Source organism: Joostella sp. (genome assembly GCF_048266025.1).
GTDB classification, from domain to species: Bacteria; Bacteroidota; Bacteroidia; order Flavobacteriales; family Flavobacteriaceae; genus Galbibacter; species Galbibacter atrarenae.
Genome location: NZ_JBLXAF010000001.1, coordinates 342,185 through 364,319 on the forward strand (window position 1 = coordinate 342,185; position 22,135 = coordinate 364,319).

The 22,135-nt window shown below is 32.8% G+C and carries 21 protein-coding genes; 5 read left to right on the forward strand and 16 right to left on the reverse strand.

Annotated features, from left to right (window positions below; all coding sequences use genetic code 11):
- Window positions 1-7 precede the first annotated feature (7 nt).
- Both ACN0TY_RS01460 and greA read right to left on the reverse strand, forming a co-directional pair.
- Window positions 8-928 carry a hydroxypyruvate isomerase family protein gene (locus ACN0TY_RS01460; RefSeq protein ID WP_417443090.1) on the reverse strand — a complete coding sequence of 307 codons (921 nt, stop codon included), beginning with the start codon at window positions 926-928 and terminating at the stop codon, window positions 8-10.
- Window positions 929-988: 60 nt separating this feature from the next.
- Window positions 989-1,465 carry a transcription elongation factor GreA gene (gene greA / locus ACN0TY_RS01465; protein ID WP_236957298.1) on the reverse strand — a complete coding sequence of 159 codons (477 nt, stop codon included), beginning with the start codon at window positions 1,463-1,465 and terminating at the stop codon, window positions 989-991.
- Between the two features lie 215 nt (window positions 1,466-1,680).
- Between greA and ACN0TY_RS01470 the strand changes: the two genes are divergently transcribed.
- From ACN0TY_RS01470 to ACN0TY_RS01480, 3 genes are read left to right on the forward strand one after another with little or no spacing between them, the layout of a single operon-like run.
- The gene (locus tag ACN0TY_RS01470) at window positions 1,681-2,121 is read left to right on the forward strand and encodes a hypothetical protein (RefSeq protein WP_236957299.1); all 441 of its coding nucleotides are present in this window, start codon (window positions 1,681-1,683) and stop codon (window positions 2,119-2,121) included.
- A gap of 11 nt (window positions 2,122-2,132) precedes the next feature.
- The gene (locus ACN0TY_RS01475) at window positions 2,133-2,573 is read left to right on the forward strand and encodes a cytochrome c oxidase assembly factor Coa1 family protein (protein WP_417443091.1); all 441 of its coding nucleotides are present in this window, start codon (window positions 2,133-2,135) and stop codon (window positions 2,571-2,573) included.
- Window positions 2,574-2,576: 3 nt separating this feature from the next.
- Window positions 2,577-3,092, forward strand: a complete 516-nt coding sequence (locus ACN0TY_RS01480) for a 5' nucleotidase, NT5C type (RefSeq protein WP_417443092.1) — start codon at window positions 2,577-2,579, stop codon at window positions 3,090-3,092.
- Between the two features lie 117 nt (window positions 3,093-3,209).
- Here the strand turns inward: ACN0TY_RS01480 and ACN0TY_RS01485 are convergent, their stop codons facing one another.
- From ACN0TY_RS01485 to ACN0TY_RS01500, 4 genes are all read right to left on the reverse strand, one after another.
- Window positions 3,210-3,965 (reverse strand): DJ-1/PfpI family protein, encoded by a 756-nt coding sequence (locus ACN0TY_RS01485; protein ID WP_236957302.1) that lies wholly within the window; start codon window positions 3,963-3,965, stop codon window positions 3,210-3,212.
- A gap of 10 nt (window positions 3,966-3,975) precedes the next feature.
- On the reverse strand, window positions 3,976-4,410 hold the full coding sequence (locus ACN0TY_RS01490; RefSeq protein WP_417443093.1) for a carboxymuconolactone decarboxylase family protein: 435 nt from the start codon (window positions 4,408-4,410) through the stop codon (window positions 3,976-3,978).
- Window positions 4,411-4,481: 71 nt separating this feature from the next.
- Window positions 4,482-5,048 (reverse strand): Crp/Fnr family transcriptional regulator, encoded by a 567-nt coding sequence (locus tag ACN0TY_RS01495; protein WP_417443094.1) that lies wholly within the window; start codon window positions 5,046-5,048, stop codon window positions 4,482-4,484.
- Window positions 5,049-5,164: 116 nt separating this feature from the next.
- Window positions 5,165-7,546 carry a TonB-dependent receptor gene (locus tag ACN0TY_RS01500; protein WP_417443095.1) on the reverse strand — a complete coding sequence of 794 codons (2,382 nt, stop codon included), beginning with the start codon at window positions 7,544-7,546 and terminating at the stop codon, window positions 5,165-5,167.
- A gap of 370 nt (window positions 7,547-7,916) precedes the next feature.
- On the opposite strand from ACN0TY_RS01500, the gene ACN0TY_RS01505 reads away from it, so the two are divergent.
- A complete protein-coding gene (locus tag ACN0TY_RS01505) occupies window positions 7,917-10,397 on the forward strand; it encodes a hybrid sensor histidine kinase/response regulator (protein ID WP_417443096.1) in 2,481 nt (826 codons plus the stop codon).
- On the opposite strand, the gene ACN0TY_RS01510 is transcribed toward ACN0TY_RS01505, so the two are convergent.
- The 8 genes from ACN0TY_RS01510 to ACN0TY_RS01545 form a co-directional block, all read right to left on the reverse strand.
- Window positions 10,394-11,761, reverse strand: a complete 1,368-nt coding sequence (locus tag ACN0TY_RS01510; protein WP_236957307.1) for a sigma-54-dependent transcriptional regulator — start codon at window positions 11,759-11,761, stop codon at window positions 10,394-10,396. The two genes, ACN0TY_RS01505 and ACN0TY_RS01510, sit on opposite strands and share 4 nt — an antisense overlap.
- Before the next feature lie 208 nt (window positions 11,762-11,969).
- Window positions 11,970-12,266, reverse strand: coding sequence for a hypothetical protein (locus tag ACN0TY_RS01515; RefSeq protein ID WP_417443097.1), 297 nt, complete (start codon window positions 12,264-12,266; stop codon window positions 11,970-11,972).
- Window positions 12,267-12,634: 368 nt separating this feature from the next.
- A complete protein-coding gene (locus tag ACN0TY_RS01520) occupies window positions 12,635-12,937 on the reverse strand; it encodes a hypothetical protein (RefSeq protein WP_417443098.1) in 303 nt (100 codons plus the stop codon).
- Window positions 12,938-13,232: 295 nt separating this feature from the next.
- On the reverse strand, window positions 13,233-14,795 hold the full coding sequence (locus ACN0TY_RS01525) for a DUF4301 family protein (RefSeq protein ID WP_417443099.1): 1,563 nt from the start codon (window positions 14,793-14,795) through the stop codon (window positions 13,233-13,235).
- Entirely contained in the window at window positions 14,770-15,357 is a 588-nt protein-coding gene (locus tag ACN0TY_RS01530) for an AAA family ATPase (RefSeq protein ID WP_417443100.1), read from the reverse strand. Before ACN0TY_RS01530 ends, ACN0TY_RS01525 begins: the two co-directional genes overlap by 26 nt.
- On the reverse strand, window positions 15,312-15,950 hold the full coding sequence (gene pnuC, locus ACN0TY_RS01535; protein WP_417443101.1) for a nicotinamide riboside transporter PnuC: 639 nt from the start codon (window positions 15,948-15,950) through the stop codon (window positions 15,312-15,314). The genes ACN0TY_RS01530 and pnuC overlap by 46 nt, the downstream gene beginning before the upstream one ends.
- Window positions 15,934-16,194: a thiamine-binding protein gene (locus tag ACN0TY_RS01540; protein ID WP_417443102.1), complete on the reverse strand. Its 261-nt coding sequence runs from the start codon at window positions 16,192-16,194 to the stop codon at window positions 15,934-15,936. The genes pnuC and ACN0TY_RS01540 overlap by 17 nt, the downstream gene beginning before the upstream one ends.
- Window positions 16,195-16,321: 127 nt before the next feature.
- Complete coding sequence (locus ACN0TY_RS01545) at window positions 16,322-16,957, reverse strand: 4'-phosphopantetheinyl transferase superfamily protein (RefSeq protein WP_236957314.1); 636 nt, start codon at window positions 16,955-16,957, stop codon at window positions 16,322-16,324.
- A 242-nt stretch (window positions 16,958-17,199) separates the two neighbouring features.
- On the opposite strand from ACN0TY_RS01545, the gene ahcY reads away from it, so the two are divergent.
- Complete coding sequence (ahcY, locus tag ACN0TY_RS01550) at window positions 17,200-18,516, forward strand: adenosylhomocysteinase (RefSeq protein ID WP_236957315.1); 1,317 nt, start codon at window positions 17,200-17,202, stop codon at window positions 18,514-18,516.
- 671 nt (window positions 18,517-19,187) lie between these two features.
- On the opposite strand, the gene ACN0TY_RS01555 is transcribed toward ahcY, so the two are convergent.
- Both ACN0TY_RS01555 and ACN0TY_RS01560 read right to left on the reverse strand, forming a co-directional pair.
- The gene (locus ACN0TY_RS01555) at window positions 19,188-21,011 is read right to left on the reverse strand and encodes a cytochrome c oxidase subunit I (protein WP_417443103.1); all 1,824 of its coding nucleotides are present in this window, start codon (window positions 21,009-21,011) and stop codon (window positions 19,188-19,190) included.
- 46 nt (window positions 21,012-21,057) lie between these two features.
- Complete coding sequence (locus ACN0TY_RS01560) at window positions 21,058-22,122, reverse strand: cytochrome c oxidase subunit II (protein ID WP_236957317.1); 1,065 nt, start codon at window positions 22,120-22,122, stop codon at window positions 21,058-21,060.
- Window positions 22,123-22,135: the final 13 nt, after the last annotated feature.

Here is a 22,135-nt window from a genome sequence, read left to right on the forward strand (position 1 = left end):
TTCCTTACTAAAAATTATCCATTTCTTTATAGGCATCAATAACTGCTTGCTCTCCTATTTTTCCATCTTTTGAATTTCCATGTTCCATTCCTAGAACACCATCAAAGCCTTTATTATGAATATATTTAAAGATATTTTTATAGTTAATTTCCCCCGTAGTCGGTTCATTTCTCCCTGGGTTGTCTCCCATTTGGAAGTATGCAATCTCATTCCAAGAAGCTTCAATATTAGGAATTAAATTTCCCTCTGTTATTTGCTGATGATATACATCAAATAATATTTTACATGATGGGGAATTAACAGCTTTACAAATTTCATAAGCCTGCGCAGATTTCTTTAAAAATAGTCCTGGATGGTCTCTAAAGTTTAAAGGTTCCAAAACCATTACAATTCCGTGAGGTTCTAAAATTTTTGATGCTTGTTTTAGTGATTCTACAACATTAGCTGTTTGGTAACCATGTTCTAATTTTAAATCTACATGGCCAGGAACAACAGTAATCCACTTAGCTTTTACTCTTTTGGCAACAGCTACAGAATCTTTTATTTCTTCTAAAAATTCCTGCCGAAGTTTTTCATCACCACTGGTTAGATTTGGCTTTGTCCAATAAATAGTATGTGCCACAAAAACTCCCATTGTAATGCCTCTTTCTTGCATCACTTTGGCCATAGCTTCTTGTTCTGCAATTGGTCGCTGGCGCATATTATTATCTTCAAAAGCAGTAAAACCTTGATCTGCCATGAAGTTTAGCTGATCGATAACATCATCTCCCGCTAGATTTTTAAACATTCCTAAATGGGGAGCATATTTTAATTTGAAGTTGTGTTTTTCTAAATTGGATGGTTTTGAAAAAGCAAAGGCTCCAGTAGTTAATACTGAAGCCCCAACACTTGTTGCTATTGTATGATTAAGAAATTTCCTTCTATGCATCGGTTTTGGTTTTTGTAATGAAATCTAAATATACAAAAAACCAAAAACTGAAATTTAGTTTTAGTCTCTAGAAATTTCTAATATTTCAAATTCCAAAATTCCATTAGGAACTTTCACCTGAGCGATGTCTCCAACAGACTTTCCTAGAAGTCCTTTCCCTATTGGAGAATTTACAGATATCTTTCCTGTTTTTAAATCGGCCTCACTTTCTGCTACCAATTTATAAGTCATTTCCATACCATTTGCATGGTTCTTTATCTTAACATTAGAAAGCGCCAATACTTTAGAGGTATCTAATTGTGATTCATCTATAACACGAGCTCCAGACAGAGTTTCTTCTAATTTAGAAATACGCATTTCTAATAATCCTTGTGCCTCTTTTGCTGCGTCATATTCTGCATTCTCAGACAAATCTCCTTTATCTCTTGCTTCTGCTATTGCTTGTGATGCTTTTGGGCGTTCTATGCTCTTTAGCCTGTCTAATTCAGCTCTTAATTTCTTTATTCCTTCTTCTGTGTAATATGATACGTTACTCATAACTTCATCGTTTATAAATACAAAAAATCCCCTTTATCAAAAGAGAATTCTCACAAATATACAAAATTTTAATCAACGTTTATACTGAAATAATCATAGAAAATATATTATACTACAATATTTATCCTTCTTAATTATTTAAGCAATATCACCCCTTAGAAAAAGTCTTTAGATTTTGAATTTATTGTAAATTGCCGAAATATATTTATTTAAAAATGAAACACATATTATACAGCTTATTCACACTATTTATATTTAGCGCATGTAGTGGCGATGATTCTTCTTTTGATAATCCTAATCTTATAGAACCAGGGTTTAGCTATTCCATAAACCTAAATTTACCTTTGTATGCTGGTCTAGCAACTCCAGGAACCGCGGTTTATGTTAACGATTCTAATGTAGGGATTAGAGGGATCTTTGTTATCAATCTTTTTGGAAGTTATAGAGCTTGGGAAGCTAGTTGCCCAAACCATCCTCCAAACAATTGTTCTACAATGACTTTGAGCGGTGTAACTTGTAAATGTAGCTGTGAAGAATATGAATATGAGCTGGCTGGAGGAAGTTTAATTTCTGAACCTACAGGAGAAACAAGTACATATCCATTACAAGAATATAATGTAACTGCAAACGGGAGCATTATTAAAATTTCAAATTAAAAACTTAGGTGATGAATAACGAATTGCTACCACAAAAAAGCTGGTGGGAGAAAAACAAGAAATGGTTTTTCCCTACATTGGTTATTATCACTGCTTTGTTTATTTTATATTATCAATCGGGATCTAATAAACATCTTACAAATTACGTACAAGGTTATAATGAAACCGCTTTATATGAAAATGCCTTAGAAAAAGCACAAGCAAATGAGCGTGTAAAAACTGTTTTAGGAACATTAGATCCTATAAATAAACTCTCTCTAGTAGAAGGAGAAATTCAATATACCAATAACAACAATTCTGTATCTTATACCATTAAAATTAATGGAGAAAACGGAAAAGGACTTATGGATGTTTCTGCTGATAAAATTGAAGACCAATGGAACTATACCTCCATAAAAGTGAGAATCAAGAATCCGCCAGAAAATAAAGAAACAATAGTTATACTAGAATAAATAATGAAAAGATTACTTGTAGATATGGATGGTGTTTTAGCAGACACCTACGAACAATTTATTCGTTTAGAATTTGAAGAAACAGCGAATAGGATTACTAAAGAAGAAATTTCTGGAATCTCTGAAGACAAAGCTTTTCCTAATTTTGAAAAGCATGTTAGGCAAGAAGGTTTTTTTAGAAATCCACCTGTTATGAAAGATGCTGTTTCAGTGATGGAAAAACTAAATAAAGCATATGAGATTTTTATCGTTTCTTCTGCTATGGAATTTCCAAATAGTTTACGAGAAAAATACGATTGGTTGGAAGAGCATTTCCCATTTTTATCATGGAAACAAATAATTTTATGTGGATCGAAAGTGGCTGTAAAAGGAGATTTCTTAATCGATGATCATTTTAAAAACCTTGACCCTTTTGAAGGGAAATCCATCCTCTTTACACAACCTCACAATAACAAATCTGGTGACAACGGTCATCAACGTGTTGGAAGCTGGAAAGAAATTGAAAAAATGCTATTATAAATCGGTTACGATTATACAATTAGAGCTTTAAACTAAATTTAGAGCCTCCAAAAAAATAAAAATGGCGTTAAGGTTTTTTCTCTTAACGCCATTTTTTTTTATGTTCTTAGGGAATTATTATTCCTCATCATCAAAATTCCAGTCTTTCAGTCTATCTAAATACAAATACGATTCTACAAACAGTCGTTGTTCTTTACTACTCATTTTTTCTAAAAGCTCCAAAGAAGAAATATAACTCGCTAAATTTCCATTTGAAGAAAGGAATTTTCCGTCTTCCATATAACTCACTTTAGCATCATCTTGTACCAATAAATCTGGGTAGTCCTTTTGAAGCTGCTCTCCACCGCCAATCCATGTTACGATTTTCTTCCCACTAGCAATTCCAGATTTACCGATAAGTTGCGCACCACCACAATTGCTAACAGTATATTTAGTTTCTTTATTTTTTTCAATAATAAAATTAACTAGCTTTTCATTTCTAACAGCTGTCCACATATCATATGCACTAGGCACAAAAAGTACAGTTAGCTTTGGCGCATTTTCAAAAGTATTGTCTGGTACGATAACAAGTCCTTCTTCTGTGGTTACAGGGTCTAAAGTCTCGGCAATTGTAACTACATTAAACAGTTTCTCTCCTGCTTCCGTATGCTTAGAAAATACATCTATTGCAGCAGTAACTTCGGTCATTAAAACCTGATCATACATTAACAATCCAATAGTGGGCAGGTTCTCATCAATCTCTTTTGTTGGGGCAGCTACACTTTTCTCTTCTGGAGCGGCTACAACCTCAGCATTTTCCTTTTTAGGATTTTCTGTATTACAGCTTGCAAAAGCTAATACAAAAAGCATTAAAATCTTACTTATTAATTTCATTGTTCTTTTTTTAAAATGGTTTGTGTGTACTTACAGCAATTCTATTCCATGCATTTATGGTAGTAATTGCCATAATAATCTGTGCTAAATAATTTTCATCAAAAAATTGAAGTGCCTTTTTATACACCTCCGACGATAATCCTTTTTGATGAATTAAAGTCACTTCTTCTGTTATTTGTAAAATCACCTTTTCTTCTTCCGAAAATAAATCAGTTTCTCTCCAAGCGCTTATTAAAAAAATACGTTGTTGTGTTTCGCCGTACTTTAAAGCATCTTTAGTATGCATATCAATACAAAATGCACAACTATTTATCTGTGAAGCTCTAATCTTAATAAGTTCTTTATGGGTATTAGTCAATTTTGTTGTTCCTAAATATTTTTCTAGCGCATACATTGCCTTATAAGCTTCAGGTTCTAACGCATCTATTTGAATTCTTTTCTCCATAATTAACAATCTATATTTTCAACAAAAATATAGACTATAAGTTATAAAAAAATTAATCTAGATTAAGAAAATTATTTAGCGCGTAATTTACTTAGGTATTCTGGAGTCAATCCTAAAAAAGTAGCTATTAAATATTGAGGAACGCGATTTACAAACTCGGGGAATTCATCTCTAAATCGGAAGAAAATTTCTTCTTTTGAAAAGCTAAAAATGTATTGCATCCGTTTTAAAGCTGCACCGTATGCAATTTGATAAATACTTCTAAAATATACCTCCAGTTTTGGGAAACGCTCTAATAACTCCTTTTCTTTATTTGCTTTTATAACTAATACTTCTGAAGCTTCAATTGCCTGAATATTAAATTCTGTTTCCTTCTGATGATAAAGTGCCTGTGCATCAGAAATCCACCAATTTTCAATAGCAAATTGCAAGGTTTTTTCTACTCCCTTTTCATCAGTAAAAAACATATGAAGGCAGCCGCTTAAAACAAAATAATTAGCATCACATATTTTCCCTGCTGACATAATACATTCCTTCTTACGTAATGTAATTACCTCAACATAATTGGTAATCTCTTGAAACTCTTCTTCGGTTACCTCAACAAATTTGTTTAAATGCTGAAAAAAACGATCTACCATTGATGCATATTTTATAAAGTATTTCAAAGTTAATGTAAATAATAGCATCAAAAAAGCACCATCAAAAACATAAGAGTTTTGAATGGTGCTTTAATTATTTCTTTGATGTTTTAAATCTAAAATGTAATAGTAGCGCCTACTAAAAAGTTAATTCCTGCTTGTGGATAATATCCAGTTCCATCATACGTAGTGGTCGAACCATCGTCATTACCAACATCGTAAGTATAATAATATCCATTAGAAATGTATTCAGCATCAAAAATATTATTTACCAAACCACTTAACACAATCGACTTAAAGAAACTATCTGTTTCTATGGTGTATTGCACATTAAAGTCGTTTACAAAATAACTCTTCAACTTAGAATTTTCTACATCAGAATTTCCTAAATACTGCTCAGAAACATACTTAGAAAGCAACGATAGTTGAAGATTATCTATCGGCAAATATGTAAACGTATTTCCTGCTACAAAGTTAGGAGAGTACGAAATATTTGTGTCGCCTAAATCTGTTACTTGCCCATCTATTTGAGTATAAAAATCTAAATTCTTATTTGTACTCAATGCAAAATTGGGTTTCAGTAAAAATTTATCAGCAAAAAAGAAGGTTGCATCAACTTCCAGCCCTAAACGATAGCTATCTCCAACATTCTCACGAAGTGGCGCTCCAACATCATTAAGCGCTCCTGTAAGCACCAATTGGTTTTTGTAACGCATATAATAGGTATTTGCATTCACTTTAATTTTAGCACTTGAATAACGCCAACCTAATTCAAAATCGTTTAATTCTTCTGGCTCAGGATCGCCACTTTCATAATCGTTCCTATTTGGTTCTCTATTAGCGCGAGCATAAGAAAAATAAAGGTTATTAGCATTATTAATAGTGTAAGTAAGTCCCGCTTTCGGATTGAAAAAATTAAAGTCATCATCTACCAAACCGGTATCGTCTCCGTTAGCTTGATAGGAAACATAACGGTATTGCAAATCTCCATACAAGCTTAAATCGTCTGTTAATTTATAATTCAGCTTAGCATACGCATTAAAGTCAGTTTTCACAGAATTATCATTGTAATATCGATCGCGAATTTCACTGTCTGCAGCATAACGAGCCCAAATAATTTCTCCGTAATGGTCGCCTTCATATTTATTCCAAGCTCCACCAGCAATAAATTCTACTTTCTCATTCTCATATTTAGCAGAAAATGTAGTTCCATAAAACTGATTACTCAGCCATCTTCTACGAATTAAATCGGTTGTATTTACCAGATCTCCATCTACAGTAATAGGATCGAAACCGTATGTATCAAAATCATCATCTTGGCGGTATTGCTCAAAAAAACCTCTCCCTCGCGTATAATGAATAGCTAGGTTTGTATTCCAATTTTCTGAGATTTGCTCATTCCAATGTAATTGAAAATGGTCTTGTTTATAGTCGTCAACCTCATTGTCATAATAATCAACTACATTTCCATTCTCATCATAAATTGCACCCGCACTATTAAAAGTTCTTCCATACGCATCGATTTGATATTGCTCAATACCATTCCACGATTGATAAGTAATTTGGTGTCCTCCAAAAACCAATGCTTTTATCAATGTATTATCATCAACATAAGCTCCTTGTAAAAAGTAAGATTCTAAATCTGAAGATGCTCTATCTATATACCCATCGGATTTAATTCTTGAAAGTCTTCCTGAAACTTCAAAATGATCATTTAATTTCCCAGAACTGAACTTTATATTTGCTTTACGAGTATCGAAACTTCCTATAGACCCAGAGATCTCAGCATAGGGATTCTCTGCAACAGCATCTGTTAATAAATTCAGACTTGCTCCAAAGGCACCCGCTCCATTTGTAGATGTCCCTACACCACGTTGCAATTGTAAATTTTCTACTGAAGAGGAAAAATCGGGCATATTCACCCAAAAACTACCATGAGATTCAGAGTCGTTATATGGAATCCCGTTGATGGTTACATTTACACGTGTAGCATCACTTCCACGGACGCGAATCCCTGTATATCCAACTCCAGCACCAGCATCGGAAGTAGTAACAACGGAAGGCAAATACCCCATTAAAACAGGAATATCTTGACCTAGATTTCTAGGCTCGATATCTTCTGCTGAAAGATTAGAAAAAGTTACTGGAGAATCTGCAGTAACACGAATAGCAGATACTAAAACCTCATCCAACATAACATTATCTTCCGCAATCTGAATATCTAATTGTGTGTTTTCTGTTACTTCGATTGTCTTTTTAATTGGATGTTGAGCAGAAAAAGTAAAAATAATAGTGTGTGTTCCTGCTGGAATTTCTAGCTCATAATAGCCATTTGCATCGGTTTGTGTACCAGTATTACTGTTCTCTAATAATACGGTTGCTCCCGGAACTCCAATACCTTCTTGATCTGTAAAAGTTCCTGAAACCTTAAATTCTTGGGCAGTACTAACGCCTACCGCTAAAAATAAAAAACTGAAAAATGTGAATAAAAACTTCATTCGTAATTTGTTTACGAATAAAAGGGGTAATTATTCTTCGTTTGATTAAAATTAAATTATTACCTGTAAAAAAGCTTTGTAGAAATATTTGTTTCTCGACTCCGCTCGAAAAGACAGTTACTTATATCTTTTCAAATTTACATTTAAAACCGCTTTTAAGCTCGGTCTCCCTAAACAGCATTACCTGTTCTAGGTTCCATGGGTATAATCTCAGCCTTTTTAGATTATAAATGAATAATTTCATATATCCGCTATAATTAAAAAGCACCCCTTTTGAGATGCCGCAAATCTACAAAACAGATTGCTCTATACAGAAATATTTTGAGAAAACTTTTAGAAGCTTTTAACAAGGTTTATTTACCTTTAAAAAATGGAAAAATCGAAGAGCAGAATTCCTTTAAAGGTGTTACTAAGTTACCTCGCTTTAGTCTCATTGGTTGTTGTGGTTGGATGGTTGGTTTCTAAAGAGCTAAGCTCTTTTACACAGGCGCAGCAAGATGAGACCAAAGAGAAGAACAAAATACTCCGCATAGGCAAGCTTCTTACTTTAATGTATGAAAGTGAAAGTTTTGCACGCTCTGCCATTCAATCTAATTACAGGCAACCATATCTCGATTTCTTAGAAAAAAACGACTCTATTTCCATACAGATAGATTCTATAAAGCAGCTTATTAATCAACCGTATCAATCTAAGTTACTAGACAGTGTTAATTTTTTACTTCAGCAGAAAATAAAAAACATTAAAGACCTCAGAAAACTCCGAATAAATGACACTTCAGAAAAAACTATAGAAAGTACTATTGAAAAACTTTCTAATATTGAAGATCAATTGGGAAGGTTATCTTTAAAAGATTTTGTTGAAGATCCTGATAATTTAGATCCTGAAACTAAGGAGAAACTATTAGAATATATCGATATTAATAACCGTTATATTCCAAGAGATGCTAGTAATTCTGTAGATCAGAAGACATTAGACTCTATTGTAACTGCCTCTAGAGAAATGCTTCAGAATGTAAAAAAAGAGACTTCTTCTCAGAAATTATCATTAGCAATAAAAGAGCGACAGTTATTAAGAAACGATCTTAACACCTCTCAACAATTAAGGCAAATTCTAGCAGCTTTCGAAAATGAATTTGTAAACAATGCGAGAGCTTTAAACATAGAAAGAGAACGTGTACTCCAGAGAAGTATTCGAGTAATCACAATCGCCGCCATTATTGGAGCTATTTTAGTGGTTTTATTTTCAATCATCATATTAAGAGACTCATGGCGGAGTCAACAATATAAAAAGCAAATTGAAGATTCTAACGAGCACAATAAGCTTTTATTAAAAAGTCGAGAGCAACTTATATCTATGGTAAGTCACGACCTTAGAACGCCATTGAGTACAATTTTAGGCTACACAGAATTACTTAAAGATGGTAACTTAAATGAAAAAGAATCGCATTATACAGACCGCATAAAAAATGCCTCTTCTTATGTAACACAATTGGTAGACGACTTGCTTGATTTTACGAAGCTGGAAGCTGGAAAAATTAATATCGAGCGAATTTCTTATGATCTAAATACATTGATTACTGAAACTGCTGAAAGTGTGCAATCTATTTATGCTACGCGAGACATCAAATTGATTATTGATATTGATGAGGCTATCGATAAGCTTTTATTAGGAGACCCTTTTCGGGTGAAACAGATATTATCTAACCTAATTGGAAACGCCTATAAATTTACAGAAAAGGGAAGTATTACCGTGAAAGCACGCTTAAAGAAAACGAGCGACCATAAAGAATTATTGTCAATATCTGTTATCGATACTGGAATAGGAATCAAGAAAGAGAAACAAAAAATTATATTCGAAGAGTTTACGCAGGCCGAAGGTGATACCGAGAAAAAATATGGAGGAAGCGGACTTGGACTTACTATTTCTAGGAAGTTAAGTAATCTGTTGGACGGGAACTTATATTTAGAAAGTAAAGAAGGAAAAGGGAGTTCTTTTTCTTTTGTTTTTCCTGTTGAATTTAGCACGCAAGAACCTGTATTAAAAAAAGAACTTCAAGATAATATCGTTGATGAAGAGAATCCGTTAACAATGGCTGATAAAAAGTACACAGCAATTGTTATTGATGATGATGAAACGCTTCTTAGATTAAATAAAGAAATCTTAGAGAATAATAACATCAAAGTTTTTGCTTTTAACAGTGGGAAAAAGGCTTTAGAAAAGATTACAACTATAGCATATGATTTTATTATAACAGATATTCAGCTTCCGTCTTTTAATGGATTTTATTTTGCTGAAACACTTCGTTCGGAAGCTCAGTATAATTACAACAATCAACCAATAATTGCAGTAACTGGAAGGAAAGATCTCAATAAAGAAAGTTATATAGAAGCAGGATTTGCAGAGTTTCTGTTTAAACCCTACGAGCCTAAAGCACTTCTTAATAAAGTTTCTATTGTACTTAATGAGTCGGAAACCCCAATTGAAAACAAAGAGGTTTCTACAAAAGCGAATAATGAAGATAGGCTTTACGACCTCTCTTCTTTAAGTTCTTTTTTAAGCGACGAAGAAGCAATGCTTCATATTTTGAGTGTTTTTAAAGAAAATACTAAAAAAGATCTCAAAGATTTAAAAGTTCATATCGACAATGAAAATCTTGAGGAAATCAGAAAAATTGGCCATAAAATGCAGACTATGTTCAAGCAAATAGATGCTCAAACCGTAGTTCCAATTCTTAACTTTTTAGAACATTTTAAAGACGAAGATAAAAAGCAATTACGTGCCAACTATAAAGCGCTTAAGAAAAATATAAAACTAACATTTGCAGCTATAGATAAGCACATAGAAAATTAAGCTTCTATCTCGTACTCTTTTATCTTATTGTAAAGTGTTTTTCTGGTGATATTAAGTAACCTTGCAGCTTTAGATTTATTATTTCCCACTTCATTTAAAGCATTTATAATAAGATCGCGCTCATTGTCTTTAGTGGAAAAAGATTTCACTTGACTGCGTTCTTTTGGTGGCGCAGTTATTTCCATAGGTAATACATTCTTTTCGATAAGTCCCCCTTGGGTTAATAAAGCAGAGCGCTTTATAACATTAGACATCTCTCGTAAGTTCCCTGGCCATTTGTACTGCTGAAAAATGGCTATTACTTCATCAGAAAAACCTACCACATCTTTATCAAGCTGCTCATTTGCCATATTTAAAAAATGATCGGCAAAAATTAAAAGGTCTTCTTTCCTTTCATATAAATTAGGCACTTTTATAGAAAACTCATTTAATCGGTGGTAAAGATCTTCTCGAAACTGACCCGTTTCCACAGCTTTTAATAAGTCTTCATTGGTAGCTGTAATCAATCGGATATCTACCTCTATTTCTTGGTTACTTCCTATTGGTTTTATTTTACGCTCTTGAAGCGCTCTTAGGAGTTGTATCTGATTTTCATAAGAAAGATTTCCTACTTCATCTAAAAAAATGGTTCCGCCGTTAGCAGCTTCAAAATGACCAATTTTATTATTTACAGCACCTGTAAAAGAACCTTTAACATGCCCAAAAAATTCGCTGGCAGCGATTTCTTTAGGAATAGCTCCACAATCTACAGCAATAAAACTAAAATCTTTTCTGCTACTATTATCATGAATTCTCTTAGCAACCACTTCTTTCCCTGTACCGCTATCTCCAGTAATTAAGACAGACATACTTGTGGGTGCTACCAATTTTATATACTCATTTAACTTTGTGGAAGCAGCGCTTATTCCTGCTACCGTTTTTTTAGGAAGTGCATTTTTATTTTTACCTGACTTATTTTGCTTAGTACTTGTTGCTTTTTCTGATGAAAGTCCACTTGATTGTTGATCGCTTTTTAAAGCATTTTGAATAACTATTAAAACTTCATCTTGATTAAAAGGCTTTGAGATATAATCAAAAGCTCCTTTTTTCATTGCTTTTACCGCAGTAGATACCTCTGCATATCCTGTCATTAAAATTACAGGTGTATCTGGATGCTTTTCTTTTACTTTAATTAAAACCGCAATCCCATCATCATCAGGAAGTCTCAAATCTGTAAAAACTAGGTCGTAAGTATTGTTGGAAAGCTTTTTCCCTGCTTCTTCTGATGAATACGTAGCGTCTACCGTAAAGCCATTCTTCTTTAAGAATCGCTCCAGCATTGCTGAAAAAGTAACATCATCTTCTATCAATAAGATTTTTGGCATTCTATAGTGGGTTTCTACAAAAATAGGAAGTTATTACACGGCATTTTTAAAAAAAATCATAAAAAAAGGATGGCTTTCACCATCCCTTAAACAAAATATGACTTTGTTTTGCACTTTTATGTGCTTTGCTATTATCTAATTAAGATTCTTAATTTCTTATAAATGTTCTAACGTTAATCTATAAAATCAGAAAAACACGTTTATATGATTATTTCTGAATCCATTCTCCATCTTCTGTAGCATATAAATTTGAAGTTTGATCTCCTACAACTACTTGTATTTTATATTCTCCTTCATCATTTTTAAATGCTTTTGAAACTTCAATTCCTGGGAAGTCGGCTTCTAATGCATCTGTAATTGCTGATGGAAGTTCTGAAGTATCTATCGGAGTATATTCATCTTGAACTACATGAATTTCTGTTTCATTATTTAAAACTACTGGTGCAGCTGCGAAAGATGCAAAACTACTTAATGCTATAACTGATGCTAATACTAACTTTTTCATATCTATATTTTTTTTGATTAAACTATTATTTAAATACTTACTTTATTAAAAGCTATTTCTATACCAGAATCTTAAAAAACCAAATAAACAGCTATATAACAGTCGTTTACATTAGAAACGTCTTTTTGGGAATTGAACAAAACAGTTTAAAAGTGTGTAAATAGAACACAAAACTGAGTAATTCCTACACGGAGGCAATAACGCAATTCAAAACAAAGCTTTTAAAAATCGATAAAATCATATTGTATTAATTCGATTTGATATATTTCTATCTTCTGAAATTAGTAGGATGCAAACAAAAAAAGGTTTGCCAATTGGCAAACCTTTTTAATCAAACGTAATTAAAATAAACGAAGCTTACTCGTCATTTACTTTTGAATCCACTCTCCGCTTTCACTAGCATAAAGTGTTGCTGTTTCTTCTCCTACTGCAACTTCTATTTTGTACTCAGAAGCTTCATTTTTGTATGCTTTTGAAATCGTAGCTCCTGGGAAATCTGCTGCAAGTGCATCTGTAATGGCTTGAGGAACCTCTGCTACTTCAATTTCTTGATACTCATCTTGGTTCACATATATTTCTTCTGCGATTCCGTCGTGAAAAATTACTGGTGTTGCTGCAAACGATGCGAAACTTCCTAATGCTAATGCTGATGCTAATACTATCTTTTTCATAATATGTTGAATTTTATGTTATTAAATAATTTCTTTCTGATTAGTATATAGCTATATCTATACCGCAGAATAATTAAAACCCAAATAAATATGTAAGTATTTGAAAATCAAAGTTAAGTAGTGGTTTCATGAATTTTAAAAATATTTAGAAGTGTGTAAAAAAGTGTATCGTTGGAGTTTATATGGGTAATTAATACACAAATTGTTATAATTAAAGAAGCTTTCTAAGTTTTATGATAAAACCTAGAAAGCTTCTTTAAACATCTACCTTTTAAATAAGGTAATATATATTCTTCTATTTATCTTTTACCTGATGTGCAGGCTTTAAAAGATCGACAACAGTTTTTACTGGGTTAAAAGTAGTTAAAGGGACTTCTATAAATATAGTATTCCAAAAAGCCATTCCACCATTCCATAATCCTGGAAGTTCTAATGCTTTTAATTCTTTTCCTTCTTTTGTTTTTGTAGTTATAAACGCATGTTGCTTATTTACAAAATCCAATAAATTATACTTCTCCCCTTTATAATTTTTTATACTACAAACTATGTCTACAGGATTAAAGTGTGTTGAAGCTTTTAAAATATCTTCTTGGAACTTATTATTACTATCTATTTGCGGAGATTCTACAATTTGTAATGAGATATTTCCATCTTCATCTTTTATCCAAAATGGTCCCCCTCCAGGCTCCCCTTCATTTTTCACCATTCCGCAAATTCGGATTGGAGCATTTAATTTTTCCTTTAAAAATTCAATTTGATAAATCTCTTTATATTTATCGAAATCAAATTTTACATGAACATTTAGTTCTGTTTTTAAGAAGTCTTTTATTTCAGCTATCTTTTTCTCGTCTGGAGATGTTTCGTCTAATAGTTTTGCATATTCAAACGACTTATGCTGCACTTCTAAAAGTTTCCCTGCTAATACTTTTTTATACTGCGCTACTTCTTGCTTGTATTTATAAACCACTACATTATCAATATTCTTAATAAAGATAATATCAGCATCTTGATCGTTTAGATTTTCTATCAATGCTCCATGGCCTCCAGGTCTAAATAATAAATTTCCATCCTCTAAACGGAAAGGCTTATTATCCATATCTACTGCAATGGTATCTGTAGTCCCTTTTTGAAAAGAAAAAGAAGTATCAAAAGAAACACCAGTCTTCTCTTTTACACGATTTTGAATCTTATCCATTTCTTCATCAAAATCGTTATTATGCTCTTTAGAAATTGTAAAGTGAAGCTTAGCTACGCCATTAGATTCGTCATACAACGCTGCTTCATACATATGTTCCTCAAAAGCTGTTGCTGGATGCGTTTTATATTTATGAAATGGCAATAATCCCTTCGGACTAGAACCATAATCAAACTCATCTTTATCTAATAAGATTTTTATAAAATAGTATTTCTGAAAATGATCTGGTAGATTAAGGAAATCAGGATGCTTCTCTACGAACCTTTTAATTACAGGCTCATAAAATGGAAACTTCTCTACGCCAATAAAAAATGTACGGATAAGCTCTGCTTTCTCTCTATTTACATATGCGTTTATCGTTTCATTGGCAGGATTGTATGTATTTAGAAACTGAAATAACGCTTTAAACATTCTAGACGCAGCACCAGAAGCAGGAACAAATTTCAATAAATTTAAATCATCCTTTTCGGCTTCAAAAAGCGCCACATATTTCTTCTTATCTTCATCAGAAAATTTATGAATTCCATGCCCAATAGTAGCAGCTGCAATTAGGTTTACAAATGGGATTCCCTTTTTAAAAATCTCAATCTGCTCTGTTACTTGCTTTTTCGGTATTCCTTTTTGCTTTAACTGATCTTTATCTGCTTCGGTTAGTGTAATCATTATCCTTAATAAGTTTATCTACGTGTTTAATGGCTATTTTTAAGCGGGTTTCTAAATCCCCTTTTAGCAGCACATAGTTTCTATCATAAGTATCTAGTGCATCTTTAAAATAGGAGAACATTTCTTCGCGAGCATCAGGTTTGTCTCGAAGATCGTCTTTTACCCATGGAATATCAATATACGTTAAAAAATACAAATCATACTTATTTTCTAATGCATATTTTTCAAGAATTGGATCACAAGTTCCAGTATAGTATGCTTCAGAATAAACTTTAGTTTCTAAAATATCGGTATCACAGAACAAAACTTTTGTTGCCTTTTTTGAAAGTCTATTTTCTAGCTCCATTTGTCCTTCAGCAATAGGAATCAAATCTTTAGGCTCACAAGTTTTTCGTTCTCTATCCCATTTTTCTTGTAGATATTCTCGTGCATATTCTGCAACCCATTCTGTATTATAATGAGCCGCCAATGCTTTTGCTAATGTTGTTTTCCCAGTAGATTCTGGGCCGAACATTACTACTTTAATAATGTCTGAGGATTCTTGTTTAAGTTTTTCTTCCATGCTATATAACCATAAATGGCAATTACGGTAAATATTAAATATTGTAAACTAGTAAATGCTAACCCTTTATAAAGGTATAAGGGAACAGAAATAATATCTCCAATAATCCAATAAATCCAATTCTCTAATTTCTTTTTTGCCATCAGCCACATTCCAACAAAAAATATGGCAGTGGTTAATATATCTACATAAGACAACCACGAATCCCATTTATCAAAAAGTGCATAAATCACATATACAAAAATCATGGTTCCAATAAATAATAATACCGAGATTGTCTTTTCTTTCTTTGTTGTTTTGGTAACGGCAATAAAATGAGTCTCATCTACTTTTCTCGTCCACACATACCAGCCATAAATACTCATGGAAAAATAATATGCATTAATCATCATATCTCCCAACAAACCATATTGCAACAATAAATAGACAAAAATAGCTGTACTTATAATCCCCGTTGGATAAACAAGAATGTTTTCCTTTTTAGAATACAACACACTTAAGAAACCAAAAAAGACACCTATAATTTCTAAAACTATAAAATGCGTTGGAACACCGTCGTATTGTGAAAATAGCCAATCAAAAATGTGGTTCATACTCGCTTCGATCAGATTTTACTATTTTCATATATAACAATCCTTTATCGATCATTTCAAAGGCTTCTTTTATTTCTGTAGTGAGCACTTTCATCACTTCGTCATATTCTCCATATACTTGCGTACTTAATGGATTTTCTAATACTGTGAGTCCGCTAGCTCTCATTTTTTTTATAAAGTGAATAATAGAAGGTTCAAAATTATCTTGAATTGGTGTTAGCGTTAATTCTACTGATATATCCATTTATGTTGATTTTTAATTTTTAGTTCTTTGAAAAGTGATATTATACTTATTTGCTTAATATTTTGTTGTCGCAACTTTAATATGCTTCCTTGTTTATCTTCTTTTATTTTCAAGATTTGCTCCCTTATTAACTTAAGCTATCCATTTCTAATGCATAGGCACATGTAAACCCATCAAACTCTAAAAAAGCTACATTATATTTCTTAATAATACCCTTGTAATAAACCCAACCTATTGTCTTTCCTTCTTCAAGTTCAAAAGAAATCACTTTAGTATGTTGCTTAAAACTCATTCCTTCCGTAGCAAAAACTTTGTATAAACTCTCTTTTATACACCATACCACGGTAAGCTTTCTTACATCTTCATCAGTTAGAAAATTATATTCGTAGTTAATAAATTTATTAGCAATCACACTAATTTTATCACGCTGCTTTTCAATATCAATTCCAATATTAGTATCGCTACTAATTATAATTCCAGAGAAAATAAAAGAATGCGTTATCGATATATAATTTCCATCTTTTAGATGTGGCTTCCCATTATCATCATAATACAAATCTGCTGCACTATACCCTGCTACTTTAAGTAACTGCCTAACGCTTAAAAATCCACGTTGATGAATTTCCGATTTCATATGAGACAATCGATCTATACAATTAGCTGTAAGTGTGATTCCCTCCTTCATTTCAAGATAAGATTCTTCTATCTTCCAAATCAGCACTTTAGTATTAGCAGATGGCGTTATAGTTTTGTAAAGAGGCATGAATAATACAAGTTATTTATGTAACTTTGCACCGAATTTTTACAGTGGAAATTACTATTACAAAGCAATATTTATTGCTTAATGATTGTAAAAATAAGAAATGAGAAGGAACTATATTAATTATTTACTATTCATCCGTTATAATTAAATTCTAGATGTTAGTAAAACGGTTCTTCGAAGACTATTAATTTCCACGTTCTTATTCAGAAACAAATAAAAAAATTTAAACAGAAAAAAGTAATATGAGTACCAAAACAGTTCCTTTTGTAGCCTATAAAGTAAAAGATATCTCTTTAGCTGATTGGGGGAGAAAAGAAATAGAATTAGCAGAAGCAGAAATGCCAGGACTAATGTCTCTTAGAGAAGAATATAAAGATGAGCAACCCTTAAAAGGATCTCGTATTGCAGGGTGTCTACACATGACCATCCAAACGGCGGTTTTAATTGAAACATTGGTTGCTTTGGGTGCAGAAGTTACTTGGAGTTCTTGTAACATCTACTCTACGCAAGATCAGGCTGCTGCTGCAATTGCTGCCGCAGGAGTATCTGTTTATGCATGGAAAGATATGACAGAAGAAGAATTTGACTGGTGTATCGAGCAAACACTTTTCTTTGGAGAAGATAGAAAACCATTGAACCTTATTTTAGATGATGGTGGAGATCTTACCAATATGGTTATAGATAAATATCCTGAGCTTGCAGCAGATGTAAAAGGACTTTCTGAAGAAACTACTACTGGAGTTCACCGTTTATACGAGCGTGTAAAGAACGGAACGCTTCCTATGCCTGCTATTAACGTAAACGATTCTGTAACGAAGTCTAAATTTGACAATAAATACGGATGTCGTGAGAGCGCTGTAGATGCTATTAGAAGAGCTACAGACGTTATGCTTGCTGGGAAACGCGTAGTTGTTTGTGGTTATGGAGATGTTGGTAAAGGTACTGCTGCCTCTTTTAAAGGTGCTGGTTCTATCGTTACTGTTACAGAAATAGATCCTATCTGTGCGCTTCAAGCAGCTATGGATGGTTTTGAGGTTAAGAAGCTAGAAAATGTTGTTGAAAAAGCAGATATCGTTATTACAACTACAGGAAATAAAGATATTGTTACTAGCAAGCATTTTGAGCAGATGAAAGACAAGACTATTGTTTGTAATATTGGTCATTTTGATAACGAGATTGATGTAGCTTGGCTAAATAAAAATCATGGTGCTAGTAAAGTAAATATCAAACCACAAGTAGATAAATATACTGTAAACGGTAATGATATTATTCTTTTAGCACAAGGTAGATTGGTAAACTTAGGTTGTGCAACAGGGCATCCTAGTTTTGTAATGAGTAACTCTTTTACAAACCAAACGCTAGCTCAAATAGAGCTTTGGAAACATTCTGATAAGTATGAAAACGATGTTTATATGCTTCCTAAGCACTTAGATGAGAAAGTAGCAAAGCTTCACTTAGAAAAAATTGGAGTAGAGCTTACAGAGCTTAATCAAGAGCAAGCAGAATACATTGGAGTAGAAGTAAAAGGACCTTTTAAGCCTGAGTATTACAGATACTAAAAATTAATAGCGCTCAAAAATATAGATCGCTTTAATATATAACGATAGAAATCCCAAGCAGTAATGTTTGGGATTTTTTTATTGAAAATCTTCAAAGCCAATACAACTAAAGTGTTACTGAGTTTATATAATATGGGCAATTGCTTCGCACCGCGCTTTACGCTACTAGTTTTGGTAAAAGTAAAAACGTTTACCAAAAGCTAACCGCTACAATCCCTATCGCAAAATAATTAAGGCCTAAAATAAAGTTGCTTAAAATAAATAAACGTATGAATTGGAACAACAAACTTCCAAATATCCTTTTTAGTCACTGTTCCCTGCATTTCTAGTTTAATATAATCCAAAATACATCTGTAGAGATAATAGAACAGGAGTGAGATGCTGAAACCATAATGAATATCTAAATGTAATAGAAAGTAAACAACTGTAAAGGGTAAGAAGGCAGCTAAATAATAATCTAAGAGACTCATAATATTTATAGAGTTAATTTCCTACATAATATATTATTTATATAATATAAAATAGAATATTAACTACAAAATGCATATATAAAGGATAAAGAGTAACTAATTAGAATATAAACATTGATTAATACATATAATAAAAACAGGCACAAAAAAAGGCCTTCTGTAAAAGAAGACCTTTAAATATATATTATTAAGTAAACCTTATTAGTGATTCATTTCCTCTTCACCTTCTTGTAAAGGAACAGTTTGAGGTACAAAGTCTTGACCAGGTATTACATACTCACCATTTTCATTAGTTTTACTGTAATCGTAAGCCCATCTGTGAACTTCTGGAATTTCTCCAGGCCAGTTACCATGAATAGCTTCAACAGGAGTAGTCCATTCTAAAGTTGTAGATCTCCATGGGTTTTGAACCGCTTTCTCTCCATAAAACATACTGTAAAAGAAGTTCCAAAGGAATATTAACTGAGCAAGTCCAGCGATTAAAGCAAATACAGTCATTACCACTTGGATATTCGATAAATCATCAAACATAGGGAAGTTTGTATTTGTATAGTAACGTCTTGGTACACCAGCCATTCCTACAAAGTGCATTGGGAAGAAAACTCCATAAGCACAAATTGCAGTAATCCAGAAATGTACATATCCTAAGTTTTTATTAATCATTCTTCCGAACATTTTAGGATACCAATGGTAAATACCAGCAAACATTCCGTAAAGAGCAGAAATACCCATTACTAAGTGGAAGTGAGCAATAACAAAATATGTATCGTGAACATTAATATCTAATGCACTATCTCCTAAAATAATTCCTGTTAATCCTCCAGTAATAAATGTAGATACAAATCCGATAGAGAATAACATCCCTGGGTTCATTTGTATGTTCCCCTTCCAGATTGTTGTAATCCAGTTAAAGGCTTTTACTGCAGAAGGAATTGCAATTAATAACGTTGTAAATGTAAATACAGATCCTAAGAAAGGATTCATCCCTGAAATAAACATATGGTGACCCCAAACGATTGTTGATAAGAAAGCAATTGCTAATATCGAAGCAATCATCGCACGGTAACCAAAGATTGGTTTACGTGAATTGGCAGCCATAATTTCAGAAACAATTCCCATCGCTGGTAAGATTACAATATATACCTCTGGGTGACCTAAGAACCAGAAAAGGTGCTCAAATAATACAGGTGATCCTCCTTGGTAATGTAATACTTCTCCTTGGATAAATATATCTGATAAAAAGAATGAAGTTCCAAAACTTCTATCCATTATAAGCAATAAAGCTGCTGATAAAAGAACTGGGAAAGATACAATCCCGATGATAGCTGTAACAAAGAAAGCCCAAATAGTAAGTGGCAATCTTGTCATAGACATTCCTTTTGTTCTTAAGTTAATAACGGTAACCACATAATTTAAAGATCCTAATAAAGAAGATGCAATAAAGATAGCCATAGAAACTAACCATAAAGTCATCCCTAATCCAGATCCACCCATTGCTTGTGGCAATGCACTTAATGGAGGATAAATTGTCCATCCAGCAGCAGCAGGTCCAGCTTCAATAAATAAAGAAGAAACCATAATGATACTAGATAAAAAGAACAACCAGTAAGAAAGCATGTTCATAAATCCAGATGCCATATCTCTGGCTCCAATTTGAAGTGGAATTAATAAGTTACTAAAAGTACCACTAAGTCCTTGTGTAAGTACAAAGAATACCATGATAGTACCATGAATGGTAACTAATGCCAAATATATATTAGGATCCATTACACCGTCTGGTGCCCAATCTCCTAATAAAATTTCGAATATTTTAAAAGATTCTCCTGGCCATGCAATTTGCATTCTAAAAAGTAATGACATTGCAATTCCTATAACCCCCATTAATAAACCGGTGATTAGGTATTGCTTAGAGATCATTTTATGGTCTTGACTGAATATATACTTCGTTATAAACGTCTCTTTATGATGATGTCCATGATCATGTGCATGATCTTCTAAGTGCCCCTGTTCTGCTGTTGCTGACATAATCTTGTTTCCTTTTATTATTTTTAAATAAACTTAGTTGTTAGTTTTAGTTTGCTGCTGCCATAGCTTTCTTGAAGGTATCTTGTCCTTCTAACCAAGCATCAAACTCTTCTTGTGTTTCTACTACAATTTTCATTTGCATATTGTAGTGAGAAGATCCACAAATTTTGTTACATAATAATACATAATCAAATTCCCAAGCATCAGCATTATCATCACCATTAGCTCTTCTTTCTGCTCTGATTTTATTAATATGTTGAACTTTTTCTACCATATCTGGATCCATTCTCATTTCTTCAGTAGTAACAGTAGGAGTAAATGCAAACTGAGTAATCATACCAGGCACACAGTTCATTTGCGCTCTAAAGTGAGGCATATAAGCAGAGTGAAGTACATCTTGAGAACGCATTTTGAAAATAACTTTTCTACCTACAGGTAAATGTAGTTCTGATTGAGATACGATATCATCTTCTCCATAAGGATCTGATTCGTCTATCCCAAGTACATTATTTTTATTGATATCTATTAAACGAACATTAGCTTGCCCTAAAACATTATCGTTACCTGCGTAACGTGCTTTCCAGTTAAACTGTTGTGCATAAAGCTCTACAATAATAGGGTCTCCCTCTTTATCGTTTACATCCATCAAACTTGTCCAAGTAAAAAGTCCGTAGATAATTAAACCAGCTAAAGTAATAACAGGAATAATAGTCCAAATGAACTCAAGCTTATCATTATCTGCATAAAATAAAGCTTTTTTACCTTTCTGACCTTTGTATTTAAATGCAAACCAATGTAATAATGCTTGCGTGATTATCTGTACAAAGAAAATCAAAGCCATGGAGATAAACATAAGGTTATCAATTCCTTCACCATGTTCAGATGCAGGAGTTCCTAATATAACATCACCCCATGCCCAGAATGAATAGATAGTAATAAGGTAGATGAAGATTAAAAATCCGAACATCAAATACCCATTTAGCTTGTTGTCTTTGTCGTTAGCAATTTGAGAGTTATCTGAATTGACTTGCGACAATTCAAAAATCTTTGTCATCTGCCAGATGGCAATGGCAACAAGTAGTAGAACAATAATAGTTAATAAAGCAGTCATCGTATATATCCTG

Bases quoted from the DNA above. Each gene is read 5' to 3' on its own strand.
- ACN0TY_RS01510 (WP_236957307.1), bottom strand. From the start codon at position 11,761: ATGCCAAAAATCTTATTGATAGAAGATGATGTTACTTTTTCAGCAATG.
- ACN0TY_RS01485 (WP_236957302.1), bottom strand. From the start codon at position 3,965: ATGAAATTAATAAGTAAGATTTTAATGCTTTTTGTATTAGCTTTTGCA.
- ACN0TY_RS01545 (WP_236957314.1), bottom strand. From the start codon at position 16,957: ATGCCTCTTTACAAAACTATAACGCCATCTGCTAATACTAAAGTGCTG.
- ACN0TY_RS01460 (WP_417443090.1), bottom strand. From the start codon at position 928: ATGCATAGAAGGAAATTTCTTAATCATACAATAGCAACAAGTGTTGGG.
- ACN0TY_RS01505 (WP_417443096.1), top strand. From the start codon at position 7,917: ATGGAAAAATCGAAGAGCAGAATTCCTTTAAAGGTGTTACTAAGTTAC.
- ACN0TY_RS01515 (WP_417443097.1), bottom strand. From the start codon at position 12,266: ATGAAAAAGTTAGTATTAGCATCAGTTATAGCATTAAGTAGTTTTGCA.
- ACN0TY_RS01490 (WP_417443093.1), bottom strand. From the start codon at position 4,410: ATGGAGAAAAGAATTCAAATAGATGCGTTAGAACCTGAAGCTTATAAG.
- ACN0TY_RS01555 (WP_417443103.1), bottom strand. From the start codon at position 21,011: ATGTCAGCAACAGCAGAACAGGGGCACTTAGAAGATCATGCACATGAT.
- ACN0TY_RS01560 (WP_236957317.1), bottom strand. From the start codon at position 22,122: ATGACTGCTTTATTAACTATTATTGTTCTACTACTTGTTGCCATTGCC.
- ACN0TY_RS01495 (WP_417443094.1), bottom strand. From the start codon at position 5,048: ATGGTAGATCGTTTTTTTCAGCATTTAAACAAATTTGTTGAGGTAACC.
- ahcY (WP_236957315.1), top strand. From the start codon at position 17,200: ATGAGTACCAAAACAGTTCCTTTTGTAGCCTATAAAGTAAAAGATATC.
- ACN0TY_RS01470 (WP_236957299.1), top strand. From the start codon at position 1,681: ATGAAACACATATTATACAGCTTATTCACACTATTTATATTTAGCGCA.
- ACN0TY_RS01540 (WP_417443102.1), bottom strand. From the start codon at position 16,194: ATGGATATATCAGTAGAATTAACGCTAACACCAATTCAAGATAATTTT.
- ACN0TY_RS01525 (WP_417443099.1), bottom strand. From the start codon at position 14,795: ATGATTACACTAACCGAAGCAGATAAAGATCAGTTAAAGCAAAAAGGA.
- pnuC (WP_417443101.1), bottom strand. From the start codon at position 15,950: ATGAACCACATTTTTGATTGGCTATTTTCACAATACGACGGTGTTCCA.
- greA (WP_236957298.1), bottom strand. From the start codon at position 1,465: ATGAGTAACGTATCATATTACACAGAAGAAGGAATAAAGAAATTAAGA.
- ACN0TY_RS01520 (WP_417443098.1), bottom strand. From the start codon at position 12,937: ATGAAAAAGATAGTATTAGCATCAGCATTAGCATTAGGAAGTTTCGCA.
- ACN0TY_RS01530 (WP_417443100.1), bottom strand. From the start codon at position 15,357: ATGGAAGAAAAACTTAAACAAGAATCCTCAGACATTATTAAAGTAGTA.
- ACN0TY_RS01480 (WP_417443092.1), top strand. From the start codon at position 2,577: ATGAAAAGATTACTTGTAGATATGGATGGTGTTTTAGCAGACACCTAC.
- ACN0TY_RS01475 (WP_417443091.1), top strand. From the start codon at position 2,133: ATGAATAACGAATTGCTACCACAAAAAAGCTGGTGGGAGAAAAACAAG.
- ACN0TY_RS01500 (WP_417443095.1), bottom strand. From the start codon at position 7,546: ATGAAGTTTTTATTCACATTTTTCAGTTTTTTATTTTTAGCGGTAGGC.